We start from the raw sequence: 19,275 nt of genomic DNA, 5'->3' as shown, positions 1-19,275 counted from the left end.
CGAACCAGACGCAGCGTGCGGAACACTGTGAGTCATGAGCATGTCGATAGCCGACTCCGGTATCCGTCTCGGGCTGCTCTGTCTGGCGATGGCGGTGTTGGCGGCGCTCGTTTATCGCTTCACTCGCATCGGCAGTGTTCGTGTCGTCCCCGGTGCGCTGGTGCGTGGCGCCATCCAATTGGCAGCGATTTCCTTGATCCTGGCTGCTGCTCTCGCTCACCTCTGGTCGGCGGTACTCGTGCTGATCGGGATGTTTGCGGCCGCGTCATTCACGGCTGCGCGTAGATCGAACTCCGGTCGCTCCGGCGTTTGGCTGAGTGCCGCTGTGCTCGCGGGCATCGCCGTTGTGCTCCCACTCATGCTCATATCAGGGGTGGTTCCCTTGGAGGGGGTTGCGATCGTGCCGATCGGCGGGATCGTGATGGGCGGCGCTATGACCGCGACATCGATGGCCGCTAAACGTGGACTCGACGCCATCGACTCCCGATACGGTGAGGTCGAAGCTGCCCTCAGCCTTGGTTTTTCGCAGCGCGACGCCCGGTGGGAGGTGGCGAGAACTGCCGCCGCCGACGCTTTGCTGCCAGGAGTCGACCAGACGCGAACCGTCGGCCTGGTGACTTTGCCCGGAGCGTTTGTCGGCGTTCTGCTTGCGACGGGATCCGCGGTGCAGGCCGGGGCTGTGCAGATCCTTGTATTGGCAGGGCTGTTGTTGGCGCAAACCTGCGCGGTAGCTGTTGCCGTGGAGTTGGTTGCGCGAGGCCGCGTCTACCGAGGTAGGAGAGTCAGAGTTGCGCGAGTTCGTTGATCTTGTTGCTGCGCAGGACCCGATCGGGCAGATCAGGGGCGTTCGACGCGAGAGTGATCATTGCCGTACCGATGTTCTCACTTGTTGTGACGCTTGCCGGCAGCACAATGCGCAGCAGTGGGTACAACCCCGCTGACAGTTGATAGAACGCCTTGTACCACCACGTCTTCGACGGTGATCCGGGGCGCGGGCGGATAAACCCCGGCCGGAAGATGTAGACGGTCAGAGGCAGTGCCAGCAGTGCGTTCTCGGTTGCGCCACGTACTCGCTTCCACATGGTCGTGCTGGTCTCTGTGGAGTCGGCACTCTCGCCGGAAACGTAGACGAACACCATGCGCGGATTCAGCCGTGCGAGTGTCGTCGCGGCAGCGAGCGTGAAGTCGCGGGTGATCCGGGTGTAGTCGGTTTCGTTCATTCCGGCAGACGAGGCACCGAGGCAGAAGAAGCAGGCATCGGCGCCGATGAGGTCTCCCTCGATGCTCGTGAGATCAAGCAGATCGCGATGAACGATGTCGACTATTTTTGCGTCGCCGATCGTTATCGGATTACGGCCGACGGTCACTACCGTGTCGATTCGCGAATCCGTCAGGCACTCGCGCAGAACGCTGTTGCCCACCATTCCCGTTGCCCCGAAAATTACGACCTTCATCTGTGTTGCCCCCCGTTGTCGAATTCTGCGTTGTCGAATTCTGCGAACACACTACGCAGCGGTGTCGGGGCGGACTATGCCGGATCGCCAACTGAACGTTTGACCTGCAACGATTGGTCTCTTTCATCCAACTTGCGACCAAAGTCCCTACAAACCGTCCGGACGGTAGGGAGAGGATGGGTGCATGGACGAAGCGGGGGACGAGCTACATGTGCTCGGGTCGGAAACCGCCGGTCGATGTGTGGAGGCGTTGACCATCATCGTTTTCGGCGCGCTGTGTGCTGTTGTCGCAGGTTCCGCGATGTGCCTTCTCATCGGTGTGGTGGTGGGACTCGTTCGACTGGTCTACCTGTTTGCGCGCGAGTTGTTCTTCGAGAACGACATGTGGTCGTTGATGCTCCCGAACGTCGAGTGGAAGCGATCCAGGATGTAATTCTGACGCATGTTCCAGGGCGACTTCGATCCCTGCTTCGGGAATTGTTCGACGGCACGCAACACATATCCCGACTCGAGATCGAGAATGGGGCGTTGATCCATGTCCTCGGTTACCTGCGGAACGCAGGTGGAGTATCCGCGCTTGTCCATCTCGGCGAGCAGTCGGCACACGTACATAGACGTCAGGTCTGCCCGCAGCGTCCACGACGCGTTGGTATACCCGACGCACATCGCGAGATTCGGAACTTCGCTGATCATCATGCCTTTGTAGACGTATCGATCGCCAAGGGATACCGGCTCACCATCGACGTCGAGGGACATTCCGCCACAGGCTTCCATCTTCAATCCTGTTGCTGTGACCACGATGTCCGCGTCGAGTTCAGTGCCGGACATCAAGCGAATCCCGGACTCGGTGAACGTCTCGATGCGATCGGTTTCGATGGAGGCCTTGCCGGATTTCAGCGCCTTGAACAGATCGCCGTCGGGTACGACGCATAGTCGCTGATCCCACGGGTCATAGGCGGGCGTGAAGTGCGGATCGATCGGAACATCATGGGGGAGTTGCCGCTTGGCGGCTATGCTCAGTAGCTTCTTCGCGCGTGCCGGGCTGCGACGGCACAGTTGGTAGAAGCCGAGATTGACCAGGACGCTTTTCCACCGGGCCACACTGTGTGCCACCTTGCTCGGCAGGTACTTGCGGAAGGAATCCGCGATCTTGTCTTTCGACGCCAACGTCAGAATGTACGACGGTGACCGTTGCAGCATCGTGACGTGCTCGGCGCTCTTGGACATCGTGGGAACCAAAGTGACTGCGGTAGCGCCACTTCCGATCACAACCACCTTCTTGCCGGTGTAATCGAGATCGTCCGGCCAGAACTGTGGATGCACGACGGTTCCGCCAAACGTTTCCAAGCCTGGGAAATCGGGTGTGTATCCGGCGTCGTAGCTGTAGTAGCCGCTGCAGAGATAGAGAAAATTGCAGGTGAGTGTGTGTTCCCGATCCTCGGACACGACAGTGAGCGTCCAGACCGACGTTTCCGACGACCAGGACGCCGCAGTCACTTTCTGGTTGTACCGAATCTTCTGATCGATACCGTTCTCACTGGCGGTGTCCCGGACGTATTGCAGGATCGACGGGCCGTCGGCGATTGCCTTGGCATCGGTCCACGGGCGGAACGGATACCCCAGCGTGAACATGTCGGAGTCGGAGCGAATGCCGGGATACTTGAACAGATCCCAGGTTCCGCCACTGTTCGAGCGAGCCTCGAGAATGGCGTACGACTTTCCGGGAAGCTCGGTTTGCAGGCGATACGCAGCACCGATACCCGACAGGCCTGCACCGACGATCAGTACATCGAGGTGTTCGGTGCTCATCTGTGTACTCCGTATCGAGTGCGCCGTCCCGGTGAAAAGGTGGTCGAAACCCAGCCTACTGACCGATGCGCCGGCGATCGAAATCGGAACCTCGCGCCGCGAAGCTCCACAATTCACGGTTGTTATGGCAGATGATGGGATGTCCGAGTACACGTCATGGGCATTGTTATGGAGAAAAGAAAACATGGGCTGTTCGAGTAGGGTCGGCGCGGCACTGGTGGTTGTGTGTACAGCGCTGTCACTGAATGCGACAGTTGCGCGCGCGGAAGAACCGATCGCGGGATCGGTTGTCTCTCATATGCCACTCGCCGCGGCGACGCTACCGATTGGAGCCGCCGTTTCCGAACAGATTGTCTACCGAACTCTTCGGACGGCCGATCGACAAGGAATCTCGTCGGGTTCGATATTCCTGCCGGAGGGGGCACCGCCGACGGGTGGGTGGCCGGTGATCTCGTACGCCCACGGAACGGTGGGCAGCGCTGATCGCTGCGCGCCTTCGGTGGCCGGGTTCTACGAGACCGAACGACGCCCCATCGAGCGATGGTTGGCGGAGGGCTACGCAGTTGTGGCGACGGACTACTCGGGACTCGGGACCGAGGGCGCTCTGGCCTACCTCGACGGCCCAGCCGCGGGTGCCAACGCAATCGACATCGTTCGCGCCGCGCACGAGGTGTACGGCGACGTGCTGGACGAACGCTGGATGGTGGCGGGTCTGTCGGAAGGTGGGCATGCTGCCTACTTCGCCGGCCATGAAGCAAGTTCCCGCGCACCGGAATTGGATTTCCGGGGCACAGTGGTTGTTGCCGGACCTACTCACCTGGAGGGGTTGTTCCCGCTCGGTGGCCCGTTGTTCCCGGAGTTGGGTATTCCCGGCCTCGTGGTTTATGTCCTCTACCTTCTCGGTGGGATCGATGATCAGCGCCAGGAAGAGAATGTCCGACAGTATCTTTCGCCCCTCGGAATTTCGTGGATGGAGAAGGCTGCGACGCAGTGTGCGGTCGATATCGGTAAGACTGTTGCAAGCGAGAGGGTTCCCTTGGGCGCTCTCTTTTCTCAATCGCTGTGGACGCCACACATTTACGAATTGATGCGAGAGATGCTTCAGGTTCCTGTCGACGGTTACGACCGGCCGTTGCGCATCGTTCAGTCCACCGCCGACACAACACTCCCCATTCCGTTCACCTGGGCGCAACTCGTCGATCTACGTTCCAGAGGTACGCAATTCGAGTATCAAGAAATCCAGGGAGTCCCCCACAGTCAGTCCGTGATTGCATCGATGGATCAGACTGTCGAGTTCACGCAGCGAGTATTGCGCTAGCGCATGCGGCGATGAAAATCGCTGTCGCCGGTCTGCGCGAACCACACTATTGCCGCGATCGCGTACAGGATGACGAAGATCAACAGCAGCCCGCCCGCTATCACGAGTGATATCTGTCCAAGCCTCTTGACCCGGTCCGATGCGTAGCGTGAACCGTCCGCGTCGCCGTCCGCCCACAACGGATACACGTTGAACGCGTGGTTGAATGCCGAGAAGGCCAGCGGCCAGAAGAAGAGCAAGGACACCACCGCCCACCCGGCATTGACCGGTGGGCGGTCGGGGTTCCGAGGGAAGGCTGCAGACGTGGGTTGCGCAGCGGTGGGTTGCGCAGCGGTGGGTTGCGACCGAGGGGGTTGTTCCGAACTTGTCATGATGGGCTCCTGACATGAGGGTTCTCCTCGACGCTACTGCGATTCAGCTCGAGAATCATCGGAGTAACCCAACTAGGCGGAAACCGATGTGTGATCCGCGAGCAACCTGGCTACCGGAAGAACGTCCTTGACTGCCATGTCGATACGTTCGAATACCTCAGGGTTGAGGATGGTCGTCCCGTCGAAATCACCGGCGCTGAGATAGATGCCGACAGGAGCCGTCCATGCTTGGAAGAACGCAAAGAGTGGCCGCAGTGCCTGGTCGAGAACCAGTGCATGCCGATCACTTCCACCGGTTGCCGCGAGAATGACAGGCGTGTTCGCGAGAGCATATTGATCGACGAGATCGAAGAAATGCTTGAACATTCCGGTGTACGAACCGCGGAACACAGGCGACGCCGCAATCACGATGTCTGCGTTTTCGACCGCGTTCAGCGCGTCGGCGGTGGCTGCGTCGACGTGGTCACGATCGAGTGCGCCGGCCAAGCCGGGTACCAGATCCACGATCTCGATCACCCGAGCGTCGACTTGCTCGACGTCTCCCATCGTCTCGATGACGAGGTCGACCAGTGCCCGGGTTTTCGACGGCCTGGACATGCTGCCGACAACGGCAACAACTTTCAGGGGTGTTGTCATGAGTTGTCCTACTTCTCGGTTGGTGTCAGGGATTCGATTTCCTTGCGGACGACGGGAGCGACTTCGGTGCCCAGGATCTCGATGGCTCGGAGCATGTCCTTCTGGGGAACGTTGCCGAAACCCATCTGGATCATGATCCGGTCGTGGTGAAACAGTTCGTACTGCGCCATTGTCTTGTCGATGATCTCTTGCGGACCACCGAGGAAGAAGGCTCCGGCTGTTGTCGCCTGCGCTTCGTATGCCCTGCGCGGCATGGGAACTCCGTTGCCACGCTGGTGGTGGTTCTGCATCCAACCGGCTTGGAAGTACGGGTACGACGTATCGAGAGCGGCCTGCTTCGACGTGTCGACGAAGCCTGGCGACGCAATCGAAACCTTCAGGTTCTTCGGGTCGTGGCCGAACTCCACGGCGGCCCGGCGGTACAGGTCGACAAAGGGCTCGAACTGCTGGTAACTACCGCCGATGATGGCCAGCGACAACGGAAGTCCCAGCTTGGCTGCCCGAACTACCGACGCCGGGGTGCCGCCGACAGCGATCCACACCGGGATCTGACGGTCAGGCCGAGGTGTTACGTCACCGTCGACGAGGCTGGGACGCAGGTGTCCCTCCCACGTGATCGGATTCTCGTCCCGCAGTTTCAGGAGCAGATCGAGCTTTTGGGCAAAAAGCTCGTTGTACTGGGACAGGTCGTATCCGAACAGTGGGAACGATTCGGTGTACGACCCGCGTCCGGCGATGATCTCCGCTCGTCCCTCGGACAGGAGGTCGAGCGTCGAGAACTGCTGGAAGACGCGGACCGGATCGTCGGAGCTGAGTACGGTGACAGCGCTGGAGAGTTTGATGGAGTCGGTGGCCTGCGCCATCGCGGCGAGCACCACAGCGGGCGACGAGACCGCGAAGTCCGTCCGATGATGCTCGCCGACTCCGAAGACGTCCAACCCGACCTGGTCGGCAACGGTTGCCTGCTCCACCAAATGTCGAAGGTGGACACCGGGGTTCATCGTCTTGCCGGTTTCGGGGTCGGGCGTGAGTTCGCCGAAATGGTAGATGCCGAGTTCGAATGCCATGGTGATTCTCTCTATCGTGTCGTGGGGGTGATGGGGAGGCGCGTGCCGCCGACATCACAGGTGTCAGTTGTTGTGGTGTGGTGAGCTGCGAGGCGGCTGAAGAAGCGATCGAGGACCGGAAGTTCTTCCGCTTCGACCAGGTCGGCGAAGTACTCCGCTATTCCGCGCGAATGAATGGCAGATGCGGCTCGCAGAGTTTCCTTGCCTGCGGGCGTCATCGAGACCGTGACGACCCGTCGGTCGGCGTCGGGGCGCACTCGCTCCACCAGTCCGGCGTTGACTAGTCGATCCGCGACTCGGGTGACGCCACTGGTGGTCACCAGGACTTGCTGGGCGAGGTCGCCCATACGCAGTGAATTGCCGGGGGCTTCGTGCAGTCGCAGCAGTACGTCGTACTGACCGAGCGTCAGCCCGGTGCTTGCGCGCAGGTCAGCCTCCATTTTTCCGAGGATGACGCTGTGCGCGACGACAAGATTGCGCCACACCCGGCCGCGCGTCTGTTTGTCCTGGTCCATCGCCCTCGCTCCTCGATTTATTTGCTTACGCAAGTATTGCTTACTCAACTATTACGCTGGGAGGGCGGAATCTATTCCTGAACGCTCTGAGAGGTCCGGATCTCGATAGTGTTCCCGCATGGAGTTGGTACGCGGAGCGAACACAACGGTCGACGGACACACGCTGAGAGTGGCGGTGACGGGTGCCGCCCCTGGCAGCGTCGACCTGATGGTTTTCCAGCTCGACGGCAACAACAAGGTCCGCAGCGACGTGGATTTCATCTTTTTCAATCAGCCGAATTCGCCGGAAGGTGCGGTACGCCTGAGCGACGGAGGAGTTGTCGAGATCGACAGCGCCGGCGTGCCGGCCGACATCATGATGCTCAGCGTTGCGGTCGCGCTCGACGGCAATGTGTCCGGTGCTCTTGCCGACGTGCCGCAGTTAGGAGCCACCGTTGATCAGGCAGGCGGTGAACGGATCGCTGCCCCTGCACTGGGCTTGACCACCGAACGGGCGGCTGTGCTGGTCGAGATCTACCGCCGCGGTGAGGCATGGAAGATCCGCAACGTCTCAGCCGGGTGGGACGGGGGATTGGCGGACCTGGTAACGACTTTCGGGGTCTCGGTCGACGATGAGCCTGCAGAAGCGTCGACGGACGGTATTCGCAGCGTTCCCGACGAAGCCAAGCTGTCGATGGTCAAGCGTGAGAAGCTCGACCTTCGTAAACGCGAAGTCGCGAAGGTGCTTTTGACGAAGGGCGGCAACGGAATCCGCGCCCGCGTGATCCTGGTGATCGACAAAACCGGCAGCATGAGCAAGCAGTACAGGTCGAAGGTGGTGCACCGGGTCGTCGAGCGAATGGTTCCCGTCGCGATTCAGCTCGACGACGACGGCAAGCTCGAGCCGTACCTGTATGCGGTTGGCTTCCACAAACTTCCGGAGATATCGGTGCACGACGCCGAATCCTGGTCGGAGGAATACCTCCACCTGCGCGGATCGCACGGCGGATTCGACTACGACGCGATCGGTGCGTCCAACCGCGAAATTCCGATCATGACGGAAATCGTCTCCGGCTTGCGCTCCGGTACGGCGCCAACGCTTGTCCTCTTCTTCACCGACGGAGGATTCACCGAGCGTCGGGAAATTGCGGCTCTGATGCGCGACGCGTCGGAGCTACCGGCGTTCTGGCAGTTCGTCGGGATCGGCAAGGCCAAGTACGGAGTGCTCGAGAAGCTCGACGACATGGACGGGCGAGTGGTCGACAACGCCGGGTTCTTTGCCCTCGACGACATCGATTCCGTTTCCGACTCCGAGCTCTATTCACGGTTGTTGAGCGAATTCCCGGACTGGCACAAGAGTGCCGTCGCAGCCGGAATCACGAGATAGCGTCTCGCGGTTCGAGTGCTTCGGCGATGAAACGTAGAGCGTCGTCGAAGCTGCCGGTGTTATCCGTGTTGTCGGCTGCTGGCGGCCGCGAGTACTGAACCGATGAGATATACACGGCAGCAGCTGTCTGAGCGAGAAAATGGGCCGAGAAGTCCGTGCGCACTTCGCCGTCGACGATTCCGCGATCGAGTAGTCGACGGATTTGATCGTGGAACTGTTCGGTGCGTTCGGGACTGATCTGTTCGCGCGCCGGGTCTCGCTCGAGTTCGCCGGCGCGGAGGTACTCCCTGAATCTGTGCGTTGCGTCGGTGACGTCTTCGAGGACGAGGCGAATCCGTTCATTTGTCGTCATTTCACGCTCGAGCAGTCCGTCGATCAGAACGCCCAGCTTCTGCATGTGGCCGTCGTGTAGTGCCGAGACCACCGCATCCTTGCTGGGGAAGTAATTGAAGAACGTCGCGCGCGAGACATCGGCTGCCTCGGCGAGGTCGTCGATCGTCGTGCCTGTTACACCCCTTTCGGCAAACAATGTGCGGGCTGCGCTCAGGAGTCGCTGGCGTGTCTCGTACTTGTTGCGCTCGCGGCGTGAGAGCGGCATCTGTTCGTCGGTCATCAATTCTCCCGAAAACCTTCCACAAAACTAAACTCAAGTCTATATTTGGCCTGCAGTACAGAAAGTTTAGCCCAATCACGGAACTTTTGACGCTGCCGGCGATTTTCTCGGAGTCGAAGATGCGGCGCGAACGTGAATCGAGTGAAGGAAGGCTCCCTGAAGTGACAACGAGCATGCCGGACGACGTGGAAGCGTCGATCACCACAACGGAGACCGACCTCGAGGTTGTCTCTGCGCAACTCGAAAAGTGGCTTGTCGGAACGCTCGGCGCCGCCACCGATGTGCGTGTGTACAACGTGAGCAGGCCGGCCCATTCGGGAATGTCCAGTGTCTCAGTGCTGTTCGATCTGGACTGGACCGAGGAAGGAGCCCCACAGTCGGCACAGTTGGTGGCGCGACTGGCACCTGAGGTCTCGGCATTTCCTGTTTTCCCCACGTACGACCTCCAATATCAGTTCGACGTCCTGACCGCGGTACGCGAGCGAAGTGATGTGCCCGTCCCGCACGTTCGCTGGGTCGAGACCTCGTCGGAAGCCCTCGGGACCCCATTCCTGGTCATGGACCGAGTGACCGGTGCAGTCCCGGTGGACAACCCGCCCTACGTATTTGGTGGATGGCTTCTGGAATCGAGCAGTGAAGACCAGGCGCGTGTTCAGTCGAGCAGTATCGATATTCTGGCGCGGATTCACGGCATCGACGCAGAACTGCCCTTTCTGAGTGGCATGTCAGGCCTGCGCCGACACTTCGAGGGCGAGCGTGCATACTACGACTGGACCCGCCGCGACGACGGACTACGAATCCCGCTGTTGGAAGCTGCTTTCGAATGGCTCGAAGCCCACTGGCCGAAAGAGCCGAGTGCAGATGTGTTGTGCTGGGGTGACTCTCGGGTTGGCAATATCATGTTCCAAGGGACCGCTCCGGTCGCGGTCCTCGACTGGGAATCGGCAGCCGGGGCGCCGCGCGAAGTTGATCTCGGTTGGTTCATATTCTTCCACCGTCAGTTCCAGGACCTGGCGGAACAGTTCTCCATGCCCGGATTGCCGAAGATGTTCCGACGCGAAGACGTAGTCGCACAATACGAGCAGGCGACGGGTGTGACGGTTCGTGACCTCGACTTTTATCTGGTGTACGCGGCGTTGCGGCACGGAATCGTCATGTCACAGATCGCTCGACGTCGAATCCACTTCGGGGAGATAGAGGCTCCGGAGAATCCCGACGAATACGTACTGCATCACCGCATGCTTGCAGACCTCATCGATGGAACCTACGAATGGGACAAGAAATGAAGCCGATCGATCTGGACGAATACCCAGTGCACCAGGCGCCGCTGTCCATGGCGCGCGTTGCCAGCACGGACCGCAATTTCTACGACCGATGCTACTTCAACGCCCACGACCGCACCGGGGACGTCTTCCTCGTGACCGGACTCGGGGTGTACCCCAACCTCGGCGTCGTCGACGCATTTGCCACCGTCCGCACCGGTGATACGCAAGTGGCAGTGCGGTTTTCGGATGCGCATGACGGTGCATCGACCAAAACCGAAGTGGGTGGGTACCGGGTCGAGGTGATCAAGCCGCTGCAGACCTTGCGGGTTGTCTGCGAACATGAAGACCTTTCCTTCGACATGACATGGGAGGGTGCCTTCGATTCGGTTCTCGAGGAACACCACACTTTGATGTCGGGTCCGCGAGCGATCCTCGACGCCACCCGCTTTGCGCAGGTCGGCAGTTGGTCCGGCACGATGAGCGTGCGCGGCACCGATATTGCCGTCGATCCGGCAGTGTGGACGGGAAGTCGTGACCGCTCGTGGGGGATCAGACCCGTCGGCGAGCCGGATCCAGCGGGCCGCATGGGCGACGAGCCCCCCGGCGGTCACTGGTGGACGTATGTGCCGCTTCGATTCGACGATTTTGCGTTGATGATCATCGTGCAGGAAAGCCCCGACGGCTACCGCACTCTGAGCCACGCGACGCGGACCTTCCCGGACGGACGAGTCGAGCAATTGGGTTGGCCGCGTACCGAAATCGCGTACCGACCCGGAACCAGGCATCCCGAGAGTGCACGTATTCACCTGACCACGCCGGCCGGCGAGGCTCTGGTTGTCGATATCGACACCATCGGATTTGTTGCTCTCAACGTCGGTGCCGGCTACGGCGGCGACAGCGGCTGGACTCATGGAGAATGGCGCGGCCGTAACTGGAGCTCGTCGTCGGTGTACGACCTCACCGATCCGGCGATCGTCGCGAAGCTTCCCTACGGAACAATTGACCACATCGCGCGGGCAACCTGCAACGGGTCCGAGGGGTGGGGCATGTTCGAACACGCCGTCATGGGGCGCCACGACCCGTCCGGCTTTGTGGGTTGGCTCGACATGGCGAAGTGAACGTGTATCTAGAGAGCCGTAACCATCTGCTGGGTAACGTCTTTCAAGAAGCTGTCGATGTGCGCCCAGGTGGAGTTCTCTGACGTCGGGCCGGCCACAATGCCGAGGTGGCTTCCCGGCACCTCCTCGAATCGAACGGACGGTGATCCGGTCAGGACCGACCGGATTGCCGCCACCGAGGCGGCGGGTGCGATGACATCGGATGTTCCGCCGATGGCGAGTACCGGCACATTCAGTTCGGACAGGTCGATGCTTCGGCCTCCCAGAACGATTGTGTTCTTGTACAACCCGTTTCCCAGGATGAGTTGCCTACAGATCTGCCTGAATGCCCGCCCGGGGTAGCCGGGCATGTCCGCCATGAAGGTGTCGATCGATTCCATGCGGGCAAGGGTCTCGGTGTTGTGCAGGTTCTTGGCTATGAACCACGGCTTGAGTAGTTCCCGTTGCGGCGCGGTCACGCGATAACTAGCTTGCACCAGGGGAGCGGGAAGCCCGCCGATCAGATCGGTGGCCGTCGTGAGTGGGCGATCGCCGGTGTATCCACCGATCAGCCGAAGTGGGCTGATTGTGGGAATTTTGGTGTAGTCGACCGGGGTGCCGATCGCTGTGATCGACGCTATCGGCAGGTCGGAGTGAGCCGACGCGGTCAACAGCGTCATGGTTCCACCGAGGCTCCATCCGATGACGGAAACATCTGTGCCGTCGTGCAATTCGGAGACCGCACGTATGGCATCGGGGATGATGCCGTCGATCCAGGATTCAAATCCCATGTGCCGATCTGTGTATTGCATCGTTCCGTAGTCGAGCGCGTACGGCGTATGTCCACCTCGAACGAGATGGGAAGCGAGACTCTGGCCGGGCCGGAGATCGTAACAATATGCGGGGACAGCCAACGGGGGCACCAGGAGTACGGGTCGTCCCTGGATTTCTCCGAAGCGGTACAGATCGCGGTGCGGACCTTCGGAGATCAGGGTGGACGGGGTGCGCCGGCGCCCTTCGACTCCGTCGCCGAAGGACAGACCCCACGCGTTACGAGCACTCGTGATCAAACGCCTCGTATCCAACACAGCTGTCCCCTCGCAGTCGGCAGCCGTGCTTCGGCCACAACGAGTGTATGTTACCTACGATCACATACACCCGCTGCAGTGTGTTCGAATCAGTCCAGGAACAGATCAAGCTGCGGATTGTCGCCGCCGCCGTAGACCGACAGGTCCGTGATTCCCGACTCGATGAGTACATCGGCGTCGATGAAGCAGTTGCCGGTGGTCTTCGTGGACGGCTGGGAGAAGATCTCGACGGCCGCGTCGGCCATGATTTCCGGACTACGTGACGAGGACAGCAGGCTGTCTCCGTCGGCCATGTTGGCGACCGCTGCAGTGGCGATGTACGTCTGTGGCCACAAGCAATTCGCGGCGATGCCGGCGTCGGCAAATTCTGCCGCAAAGCCCAAGGTGAGCAGGCTCATTCCGTACTTCGAGAGCGTGTATGCGGGGTGTGCGCCGAGCCAGTACGGGTTCATGTTCACCGGTGGTGCGATGGTGAGGATGTGTGCGTTTTCCGACTCGCGCAGGTGTGGCAGGGCGGCCTGTGTGAGTAGGAACGTGCCTCGCGAATTGATTTCCTGCATGAGGTCGTACTTCTTTGCCGGCAGGTTTTCCGTGCTTTCGAGGGCTATTGCACTCGCATTGTTGACGCAGATGTCGACGGCACCGAAATTCTCGACCGCGACGGCGACAGCGCGCCTGGCGTCTTCTTCTTTCCGGACGTCGCCGACGACGGCAACGGCCTTTCCGCCGGCAGCTTGGATGCCTTCGACGGCTGTGTGCACGGTTCCCTGAAGTCTCGGGTGTGGTTCGCCTGTCTTGGCGAGCAGAACGACGTTCGCTCCGTACTTGGCTGCTGCGGTGGCGATGGCAAGGCCGATTCCACGGCTTCCGCCGGAAATGACCAAGGTGCGATCGGTGAGTGCGTTCTGGCTGGGCATCGTTCTCCTAAGTTCTCGTTCTCTGGAATGGTATTGGCATTCTCATTTTTTGCAAGTACCGTATTCAACGATGAACGACTTCACGGAAACCTCGTCCGGCATCCCTCTCGCTCCGGTCTACGGACCGGAGGACAGGACTGTCGATCCGCCCGCACCGGGCGCGTACCCCTTCACCCGCGGCAACTTCTCCTCGGGATATCGAGGGCGCTTGTGGACTTTTCGGCAGTACTCCGGGTTCGGCACCGCGGAAGAGTCCAACGCTCGCTATCGCTATCTCCTCGCGCAAGGCGGCACCGGACTCTCGGTTGCCCTCGACCTGCCCACCCAATGCGGCTACGACTCCGATGACCCAGAGGTCACCGAAGAAGTCGGGCGCGTCGGTGTAGCCGTCGATACCCTTGCCGACGCGGAGGTGCTGTTCGAGGACATCCCGCTCGACAAGATCAGCACCAGTTTCACGATCAACGGAACGGCCGCGATTCTGCTGGCGTTCTACGTGGCTGCTGCTGAACGCAAGGGTGTTCCGCGGGAGAAGCTCACCGGGACTATCCAGAACGACATCCTGAAGGAATATGCCTCCCGAGGTACGTGGATCTGGCCCCCGGAGCCGTCGCTGCGGTTGATTGCCGACACCATCGAGTTCTGCGCCGCCGAGGTGCCCAGGTTCAATGCAATCTCGGTGGCCGGAGCGCACTTCCGTGATGCCGGCGCCACCGCCGTCCAGGAGATGGCCTTCACACTCGCGGACGGTGTCACCTACTGCGACACAGTGGTCGAGCGTGGACGCATGACCATCGACGAGTTTGCGCCGCAGATTTCGTTCTTCTTCTACACGCACGGCGACTTCTTCGAGGAGATCGCCAAATATCGTGCCGGACGCCGTCGTTGGGCCACTATCGTCCGGGAGCGTTACGGCGCCACCACCGACAAGGCGTCGATGTTCCGCTTCGGTTGTGTCGCCGGTGGCGCGTCGCTGTACGCGCCTCAGGCGCAGAACAACCTCGTGCGTGTGGCGTACGAGTCCATGGCGTCGGTACTCGGCGGCGTCCAGTCCATGTTCACAGCGGCCTGGGACGAGCCCTTTGCCCTTCCCAGTGAAGAGTCCGCAACGCTGGCCCTGCGTACCCAGCAGATCCTCGCTTACGAGACCGGAGTGACGCGGGTGGCCGACCCGCTCGGTGGGTCCTACTTCGTCGAAGCCCTTACGGACGCAACGGAAGAGCGACTCATCGAGATCATGGCGGATCTCGAAGCGCACGGCGGCATGGTTCGAGCCATCGAGGACGGCTACCTGCAGGGGCTGATCGCCGATGAGGCCTACCAACTCCACAAGGACGTCGAATCGGGCGTAAAGCCGGTTGTCGGTGTCAACCGGTTTGTCTCCGAGGAACCCGCGCCGGAGATTTCGACTTACGAGCTCAACGCCGAAGGGCGTGAGCTGCAACTGAAACGGCTCGCGAGGGTCAAAGCGGACCGTGATCCTGACGAGGTGGCGAGGTCACTGACGGCACTGTCCCGAGCAGCGGAAGGAACGGACAATCTGATGCACAAGTTGATCGACTGCGCCAACGCGTACTGCACAGTCGGCGAGATGGTTTCGTCCCTCAAGGCAGTATGGGGCGAATTCCAGCAGCCGGTGGTGTTCTGATGAGCGCCCGCGTTCTTGTTGCAAAGCCAGGCCTCGACGGCCATGACCGTGGTGCCAAGATCGTCGCACGAGCGTTGCGCGACGCCGGATTCGAAGTTATCTATACCGGCATCAGGCGGACGGTCGAAGACATCGTCACCATTGCGCTGCAAGAAGATGTGGCCGTTGTCGGACTCAGTATTCTCTCCGGTGCTCACGTCGCGCTCACAACTCGAACCCTCGAGGCCCTTCGGGCTGCGGACGCAGGAGACATCAAAGTTGTTGTAGGAGGCACAATCCCGCAGTCGGATGTGCCGCGCCTGCTCGAGGCCGGTGCCTCGGCAGTGTTTCCCACCGGCGCTTCACTGGAAGAACTGGTCAGCGGAGTACGCGCATTGACTGAAACATCGGCAACAGCAAATCTGGAGGAACCGTGCGCATCGGAGTGATGATCGGCCCCGAGCGGGGCGACTCCGCGAAGAAGGTCGCCCGCATGATGGCGGACGTGGAGTGGGCAGAGGCCGCCGGTCTCGACAGTGTCTGGGTGCCGCAGGTTCCCAGCGACTTCGACGCGTTGACGGCTGTGTCCCTGATGGGCACGCGGACGTCGAGAATCGAAATCGGCACAGCCGTGGTTCCGCTGCAGGCACAACATCCGATTGCACTGGCGCGGCAAGCGCTCTCGGCTCACGCAGCAACCGACGGGCGGTTGGCGCTCGGTGTCGGTCCGTCGCATCACTGGATCATCGAGGACATGCTCGGCTTGCCCTACGACAAGCCGGCCGGGCTCACCCGCGACTACCTCGAGGTCCTTGCCTCTGCCCTCAACGGCCCCGGTCCGGTAGACGTGGAGAACTCGACGTTCACGGTGCACAATCCGCTCGAGATCGGTCCCGTATCTCCGATGCCAGTTCTGGTTGCCGCTCTCGGACCAGTCATGCTGAAGATCGCCGGCGAGCGCGCCGACGGAACCATACTGTGGATGGCAGACCAGCGTGCGATCGAAGATCACGTCGTTCCTCGGATCAGCAAGGCAGCAGCCGACGCCGGCCGTCCCGATCCGCGCATCATCGCCGGCATCCCGGTCTGTCTGTGCAGTCCGTCCGAAGTCGACAAAGCGCGCGAGCGAGCCAACCGGATCCTCGGTGAAGCCGAGGTGTCGCCGAACTATCAGAAACTCTTGGAAAAGGGTGGCGCCAAGGACATTGGTGATCTGTGCGTTGTGGGTGACGAGAATGCGATACTCGAGGGATTCCGCAGCTACGAGGCTGCCGGGGTTACCGATCTTTCGATGCGACTACTCCCCATCGGTGACAACCGGGACGAGCTGATCGCCTCCAAATACCGGACGCGCGAAGTGATCGCACAGATCGCAGCGGAGTTCCGGTGACCTCCGGGCCGCTGGCAGGCATCCGGATCCTCGAGATCGGGCACATGCTCGCCGGACCGTACGCCACCATGATGCTGGCTGATCTCGGCGCAGATGTCATCAAGATCGAACCGCCGAGTGGAGACATATCGCGCCAGGTCAGCGATTCTTACTTCGCGAGCCTCAATCGCGGCAAGCGGAGTATCTGCATCGACCTCACGACAGAGGCCGGGCAGGCGCGTCTCGGCGAATTGGTGGAGGAATCCGATGCGCTGCTGGCAAACCTGAAACCGTCGGCCATCCACCGGTACGGCCTGACCTACGAGGCTCTGCGTAAATGGAACGAACAAATCGTATGCGTTGCACTTACCGGATTCGGGCTGGCCGCCGGTGACGATCCTGCCTTCGACTACGTCATCCAGGCAGCAACCGGCGTAGCTTCGCTGACCGGGGACCCGTCCGGTCCGCCGACGCTTCCCGGATACTCCTCGGCAGACAATTCCTCCGGGCTTACTGCGGCTCTTGGACTTCTGGCGCAGATCGTATCGGGTAGCGGGGGACAGGTCGAGGTGTCGTTGCAAGACGTCATGCTCTCGCAGCTCAACTATCGAGCGTCGTCCTACCTCAACGACGGCGTGGAGCCGCGCCGACTCCCTTCAGGCGCGCATTCGTACTATGTTCCCGCTCAACTATTTCCGACGGCAGACGGACACCTCGCACTGTTCATCACACACGACGGTTTCTGGCGCTCGTTTGCCGGCGAAGCCGGCATCGTGGGATTCGAGACGATGGCTGAGCGAGCTGAGCGCAGAGACGAGGTACTGGGCGCCGTTACCGAAGTGTTGGCCACGGACACCGCCGCCAACTGGGAATCTCGCCTGCGCCCATTAGGAGTGCCCGCATCTGCAGTGCGTTCACTACCTGACGCGCTCGACGCGCTTCCGGAGGCGATAGTGACGGCCGGGGACTACCGTCTGGTCGGGAGTCCGATCCGCGTCGCTGGTTACGAACCCGAGTACGGCCCGCCGCCCCTGCTCGGTGAGCACGGGGACATTCCGGCTCGGATTTGATTTAACAGTTCCGACAACAACAAAGATGGTCCCGCGAGTTCGCAACTCGCGGGACCATAGTTGTGTCTTCAGTTGTGGAAGATCAGTTGGTCATCCAGAACTCCTCGGGCAGTGGTGATCCGAAGCCGTACATCACAACGCCATGTGCATTCTTTGCAGTGATGACCGACGGTGCAGACTTTGCGTACCAAATACCCGGATTGAGTGCTACCAGACGCTTCTGCACGGTTTCGTACGCCGCGCGGCGTTCCTCGATCGTCTTCCCGACACGGCCGGCGTCCAGGGCGCCGGTGAGTTGCTGGTCGCTGATTCCGGTGATGTTTCCCTGCGAGGAGGAATGAAATGCGGTCCACAGCGCGGCATCGGGATCCTGGAACAGTGCCGATGCAATGATCATGTCGAAATCGTGAGTGGCATTGCGGGAATTTCCGGTCGCGGCATCCACAACTTCGATATCCATGGACACATTCTTGAAGGCGCTCAGTTGCGCCTGCACAGTTTCGGCGGTTGCCTTGTTCTCCGGCAGTGCATAGGTGGTGAAGGTGAAGGACAGGGGTTTGCCCTCGGCTGCCAACTCGTCGAAGAGTTTCTGCGCCGTTTCCTTGTTCGGAGTTGTCAGTGGAATGTCGGAGAAGAACGGTGACGTTTCCGGGAAGAGTGTTTGCGGGACAACGCCTTTGCCGTCGTTGATCACGGTGTTGACTGCTTCGAGATCCACAGCCATGGAGACTGCCCGACGGGCGCGTTCGTCGTCGAACGGTGCGCGTCGCACGTTCATGCCCATGTAGAGTCCGCCGCCGAACGATACTGTGTCGGTGGACAAACCGGCGTCCTGCGCCTGAGCCAGGCTCGCCCAGTTCGTTTCCATGGCAAAGTCTGCGCCGCCCGCGATCATCGTGTTGAGGCGTTGCGTGGCGTCAGCGACCGTTCGGAGGGTCAGCCCGTCGAGGTACGGCTTCGGCGCATCCCAGTACTGCGGGTTCTTCTTCAGCTCCATGACGTCCTGGCGTGTCCACCTCGTCAGCGTGAAAGGCCCGGCACCGACGGGGTTTTCGTCGAAGGCGGCTTGCCCCTTCTGCAATGCAGTTGGTGAGGCGATCCAGTTCATGGCACCGGTCACCAGCGCCTGTGGGAAGACCGGACTGGGCGCTGCCATCACGACGTTCAGAGTCGTCGCGTCCACCACCTCGGTGGACGCCACCTGCGACGCCTGCCTGATCGAATCGGATGGATTCGCAGGATCACGCAGACGATCCCAGTTGAACTTCACGGCAGCCGCATCCAACGGTGTTTCGTCGGAAAATGTCAGCCCGGGGCGAAGTTTCAGTGTGAACGTCGATCCACCGTCGACTGTGGAGAAGTCTGTCGCCATGGTGAACTTCATGTCGAGCGTCGAGGGATCCTCGATCATCAACGTCCCGTACAGCGCGTTTCCGAGAAGGCTTTGCCGCGTCCACGAATTACCCAGTCCAGCCGGGTCGAGAGTGCGAGGTTCGCCGATGACAATGGCACGCGCCACCCCACCAGCTACCGGTTCACCGGCATCGGCGCTGGTTCCTGTGGTTTCTGCGGGGCTGGTGCCGCACGCACTGACAAACACTGCCACGGAACACACCGCGGCCAGAGTCGCGGCTAGTGCGCGCCTCGTTCGGATCATGGTCGACCTTTCAGAAGTAATGCAGCTGGCAAGTCG

General features: G+C 60.9%; 19 protein-coding genes. 9 read left to right on the top strand and 10 right to left on the bottom strand.

Annotation, left to right across the window (positions count from 1 at the left end):
- Positions 1 to 34 precede the first annotated feature (34 nt).
- Positions 35 to 805, top strand: a complete 771-nt coding sequence (locus R4P64_RS23090; protein ID WP_233366244.1) for an ABC transporter permease — start codon at positions 35 to 37, stop codon at positions 803 to 805.
- Here the strand turns inward: R4P64_RS23090 and R4P64_RS23085 are convergent.
- Together R4P64_RS23085 and R4P64_RS23080 are read right to left on the bottom strand one after the other, a co-directional pair.
- A complete protein-coding gene (locus R4P64_RS23085; RefSeq protein WP_245006131.1) occupies positions 783 to 1,454 on the bottom strand; it encodes an NAD(P)H-binding protein in 672 nt (223 codons plus the stop codon). The two genes, R4P64_RS23090 and R4P64_RS23085, sit on opposite strands and share 23 nt — an antisense overlap.
- Positions 1,455 to 1,799: 345 nt before the next feature.
- Positions 1,800 to 3,263 (bottom strand): flavin-containing monooxygenase, encoded by a 1,464-nt coding sequence (locus tag R4P64_RS23080; protein ID WP_045064827.1) that lies wholly within the window; start codon positions 3,261 to 3,263, stop codon positions 1,800 to 1,802.
- Between the two features lie 184 nt (positions 3,264 to 3,447).
- On the opposite strand from R4P64_RS23080, the gene R4P64_RS23075 reads away from it, so the two are divergent.
- Positions 3,448 to 4,581 carry an alpha/beta hydrolase gene (locus R4P64_RS23075; protein WP_317822845.1) on the top strand — a complete coding sequence of 378 codons (1,134 nt, stop codon included), beginning with the start codon at positions 3,448 to 3,450 and terminating at the stop codon, positions 4,579 to 4,581.
- On the opposite strand, the gene R4P64_RS23070 is transcribed toward R4P64_RS23075, so the two are convergent.
- The 4 genes from R4P64_RS23070 to R4P64_RS23055 all read right to left on the bottom strand — a co-directional run bounded on the left by R4P64_RS23070 (position 4,578) and on the right by R4P64_RS23055 (position 7,170).
- On the bottom strand, positions 4,578 to 4,952 hold the full coding sequence (locus tag R4P64_RS23070; protein WP_095887071.1) for a CD225/dispanin family protein: 375 nt from the start codon (positions 4,950 to 4,952) through the stop codon (positions 4,578 to 4,580). The genes R4P64_RS23075 and R4P64_RS23070 overlap by 4 nt on opposite strands.
- Positions 4,953 to 5,024: 72 nt before the next feature.
- A complete protein-coding gene (gene msuE / locus R4P64_RS23065; RefSeq protein ID WP_045064822.1) occupies positions 5,025 to 5,588 on the bottom strand; it encodes an FMN reductase in 564 nt (187 codons plus the stop codon).
- A gap of 8 nt (positions 5,589 to 5,596) precedes the next feature.
- Entirely contained in the window at positions 5,597 to 6,655 is a 1,059-nt protein-coding gene (locus tag R4P64_RS23060; RefSeq protein WP_317822844.1) for an LLM class flavin-dependent oxidoreductase, read from the bottom strand.
- Between the two features lie 11 nt (positions 6,656 to 6,666).
- The gene (locus tag R4P64_RS23055; protein WP_317822843.1) at positions 6,667 to 7,170 is read right to left on the bottom strand and encodes a MarR family transcriptional regulator; all 504 of its coding nucleotides are present in this window, start codon (positions 7,168 to 7,170) and stop codon (positions 6,667 to 6,669) included.
- Positions 7,171 to 7,288: 118 nt separating this feature from the next.
- Between R4P64_RS23055 and R4P64_RS23050 the strand changes: the two genes are divergently transcribed.
- The gene (locus R4P64_RS23050; protein WP_317822841.1) at positions 7,289 to 8,536 is read left to right on the top strand and encodes a vWA domain-containing protein; all 1,248 of its coding nucleotides are present in this window, start codon (positions 7,289 to 7,291) and stop codon (positions 8,534 to 8,536) included.
- Here R4P64_RS23050 and R4P64_RS23045 read toward each other — a convergent pair.
- Positions 8,526 to 9,149: a TetR/AcrR family transcriptional regulator gene (locus R4P64_RS23045; protein ID WP_045064816.1), complete on the bottom strand. Its 624-nt coding sequence runs from the start codon at positions 9,147 to 9,149 to the stop codon at positions 8,526 to 8,528. The genes R4P64_RS23050 and R4P64_RS23045 overlap by 11 nt on opposite strands.
- 161 nt (positions 9,150 to 9,310) lie before the next feature.
- Between R4P64_RS23045 and R4P64_RS23040 the strand changes: the two genes are divergently transcribed.
- Positions 9,311 to 10,435, top strand: a complete 1,125-nt coding sequence (locus R4P64_RS23040) for a phosphotransferase family protein (protein WP_239654628.1) — start codon at positions 9,311 to 9,313, stop codon at positions 10,433 to 10,435.
- Positions 10,420 to 11,532 carry a hypothetical protein gene (locus R4P64_RS23035; RefSeq protein WP_317822840.1) on the top strand — a complete coding sequence of 371 codons (1,113 nt, stop codon included), beginning with the start codon at positions 10,420 to 10,422 and terminating at the stop codon, positions 11,530 to 11,532. The genes R4P64_RS23040 and R4P64_RS23035 overlap by 16 nt, the downstream gene beginning before the upstream one ends.
- An 8-nt stretch (positions 11,533 to 11,540) precedes the next feature.
- Here R4P64_RS23035 and R4P64_RS23030 read toward each other — a convergent pair whose 3' ends face one another.
- On the bottom strand, positions 11,541 to 12,599 hold the full coding sequence (locus tag R4P64_RS23030) for an alpha/beta fold hydrolase (RefSeq protein WP_033237005.1): 1,059 nt from the start codon (positions 12,597 to 12,599) through the stop codon (positions 11,541 to 11,543).
- 89 nt (positions 12,600 to 12,688) lie between these two features.
- Positions 12,689 to 13,516 (bottom strand): NAD(P)-dependent oxidoreductase, encoded by an 828-nt coding sequence (locus R4P64_RS23025; protein ID WP_317822839.1) that lies wholly within the window; start codon positions 13,514 to 13,516, stop codon positions 12,689 to 12,691.
- Positions 13,517 to 13,586: 70 nt separating this feature from the next.
- Between R4P64_RS23025 and R4P64_RS23020 the strand changes: the two genes are divergently transcribed.
- The 4 genes from R4P64_RS23020 to R4P64_RS23005 are packed head-to-tail and all read left to right on the top strand — an operon-like array spanning position 13,587 to position 17,582.
- Positions 13,587 to 15,164 (top strand): methylmalonyl-CoA mutase family protein, encoded by a 1,578-nt coding sequence (locus R4P64_RS23020; protein ID WP_033237029.1) that lies wholly within the window; start codon positions 13,587 to 13,589, stop codon positions 15,162 to 15,164.
- Positions 15,164 to 15,592, top strand: a complete 429-nt coding sequence (locus R4P64_RS23015) for a cobalamin B12-binding domain-containing protein (protein ID WP_317822838.1) — start codon at positions 15,164 to 15,166, stop codon at positions 15,590 to 15,592. The genes R4P64_RS23020 and R4P64_RS23015 overlap by 1 nt, the downstream gene beginning before the upstream one ends.
- Positions 15,577 to 16,533 (top strand): LLM class F420-dependent oxidoreductase, encoded by a 957-nt coding sequence (locus R4P64_RS23010; protein ID WP_317822837.1) that lies wholly within the window; start codon positions 15,577 to 15,579, stop codon positions 16,531 to 16,533. Before R4P64_RS23015 ends, R4P64_RS23010 begins: the two co-directional genes overlap by 16 nt.
- Positions 16,530 to 17,582: a CaiB/BaiF CoA transferase family protein gene (locus R4P64_RS23005; protein WP_033237002.1), complete on the top strand. Its 1,053-nt coding sequence runs from the start codon at positions 16,530 to 16,532 to the stop codon at positions 17,580 to 17,582. The genes R4P64_RS23010 and R4P64_RS23005 overlap by 4 nt, the downstream gene beginning before the upstream one ends.
- 82 nt (positions 17,583 to 17,664) lie before the next feature.
- On the opposite strand, the gene R4P64_RS23000 is transcribed toward R4P64_RS23005, so the two are convergent.
- Positions 17,665 to 19,239 carry an ABC transporter substrate-binding protein gene (locus tag R4P64_RS23000; RefSeq protein WP_317822836.1) on the bottom strand — a complete coding sequence of 525 codons (1,575 nt, stop codon included), beginning with the start codon at positions 19,237 to 19,239 and terminating at the stop codon, positions 17,665 to 17,667.
- Between the last annotated feature and the right edge of the window lie 36 nt (positions 19,240 to 19,275).

Origin of the sequence: Rhodococcus sp. IEGM 1366 (assembly GCF_033142425.1) — a bacterium.
Classification (GTDB): domain Bacteria; phylum Actinomycetota; class Actinomycetes; order Mycobacteriales; family Mycobacteriaceae; genus Rhodococcus_F; species Rhodococcus_F globerula.
This window is presented reverse-complemented; position numbering and strand designations above follow the sequence as displayed.

Coding starts and splice junctions, on each gene's coding strand:
- R4P64_RS23080 (WP_045064827.1), bottom strand. CDS start 3,263: ATGAGCACCGAACACCTCGATGTACTGATCGTCGGTGCAGGCCTGTCG.
- R4P64_RS23050 (WP_317822841.1), top strand. CDS start 7,289: ATGGAGTTGGTACGCGGAGCGAACACAACGGTCGACGGACACACGCTG.
- R4P64_RS23045 (WP_045064816.1), bottom strand. CDS start 9,149: ATGACCGACGAACAGATGCCGCTCTCACGCCGCGAGCGCAACAAGTAC.
- msuE (WP_045064822.1), bottom strand. CDS start 5,588: ATGACAACACCCCTGAAAGTTGTTGCCGTTGTCGGCAGCATGTCCAGG.
- R4P64_RS23060 (WP_317822844.1), bottom strand. CDS start 6,655: ATGGCATTCGAACTCGGCATCTACCATTTCGGCGAACTCACGCCCGAC.
- R4P64_RS23015 (WP_317822838.1), top strand. CDS start 15,164: ATGAGCGCCCGCGTTCTTGTTGCAAAGCCAGGCCTCGACGGCCATGAC.
- R4P64_RS23055 (WP_317822843.1), bottom strand. CDS start 7,170: ATGGACCAGGACAAACAGACGCGCGGCCGGGTGTGGCGCAATCTTGTC.
- R4P64_RS23090 (WP_233366244.1), top strand. CDS start 35: ATGAGCATGTCGATAGCCGACTCCGGTATCCGTCTCGGGCTGCTCTGT.
- R4P64_RS23035 (WP_317822840.1), top strand. CDS start 10,420: ATGGGACAAGAAATGAAGCCGATCGATCTGGACGAATACCCAGTGCAC.
- R4P64_RS23020 (WP_033237029.1), top strand. CDS start 13,587: ATGAACGACTTCACGGAAACCTCGTCCGGCATCCCTCTCGCTCCGGTC.
- R4P64_RS23000 (WP_317822836.1), bottom strand. CDS start 19,239: ATGATCCGAACGAGGCGCGCACTAGCCGCGACTCTGGCCGCGGTGTGT.
- R4P64_RS23025 (WP_317822839.1), bottom strand. CDS start 13,516: ATGCCCAGCCAGAACGCACTCACCGATCGCACCTTGGTCATTTCCGGC.
- R4P64_RS23075 (WP_317822845.1), top strand. CDS start 3,448: ATGGGCTGTTCGAGTAGGGTCGGCGCGGCACTGGTGGTTGTGTGTACA.
- R4P64_RS23085 (WP_245006131.1), bottom strand. CDS start 1,454: ATGAAGGTCGTAATTTTCGGGGCAACGGGAATGGTGGGCAACAGCGTT.
- R4P64_RS23070 (WP_095887071.1), bottom strand. CDS start 4,952: ATGACAAGTTCGGAACAACCCCCTCGGTCGCAACCCACCGCTGCGCAA.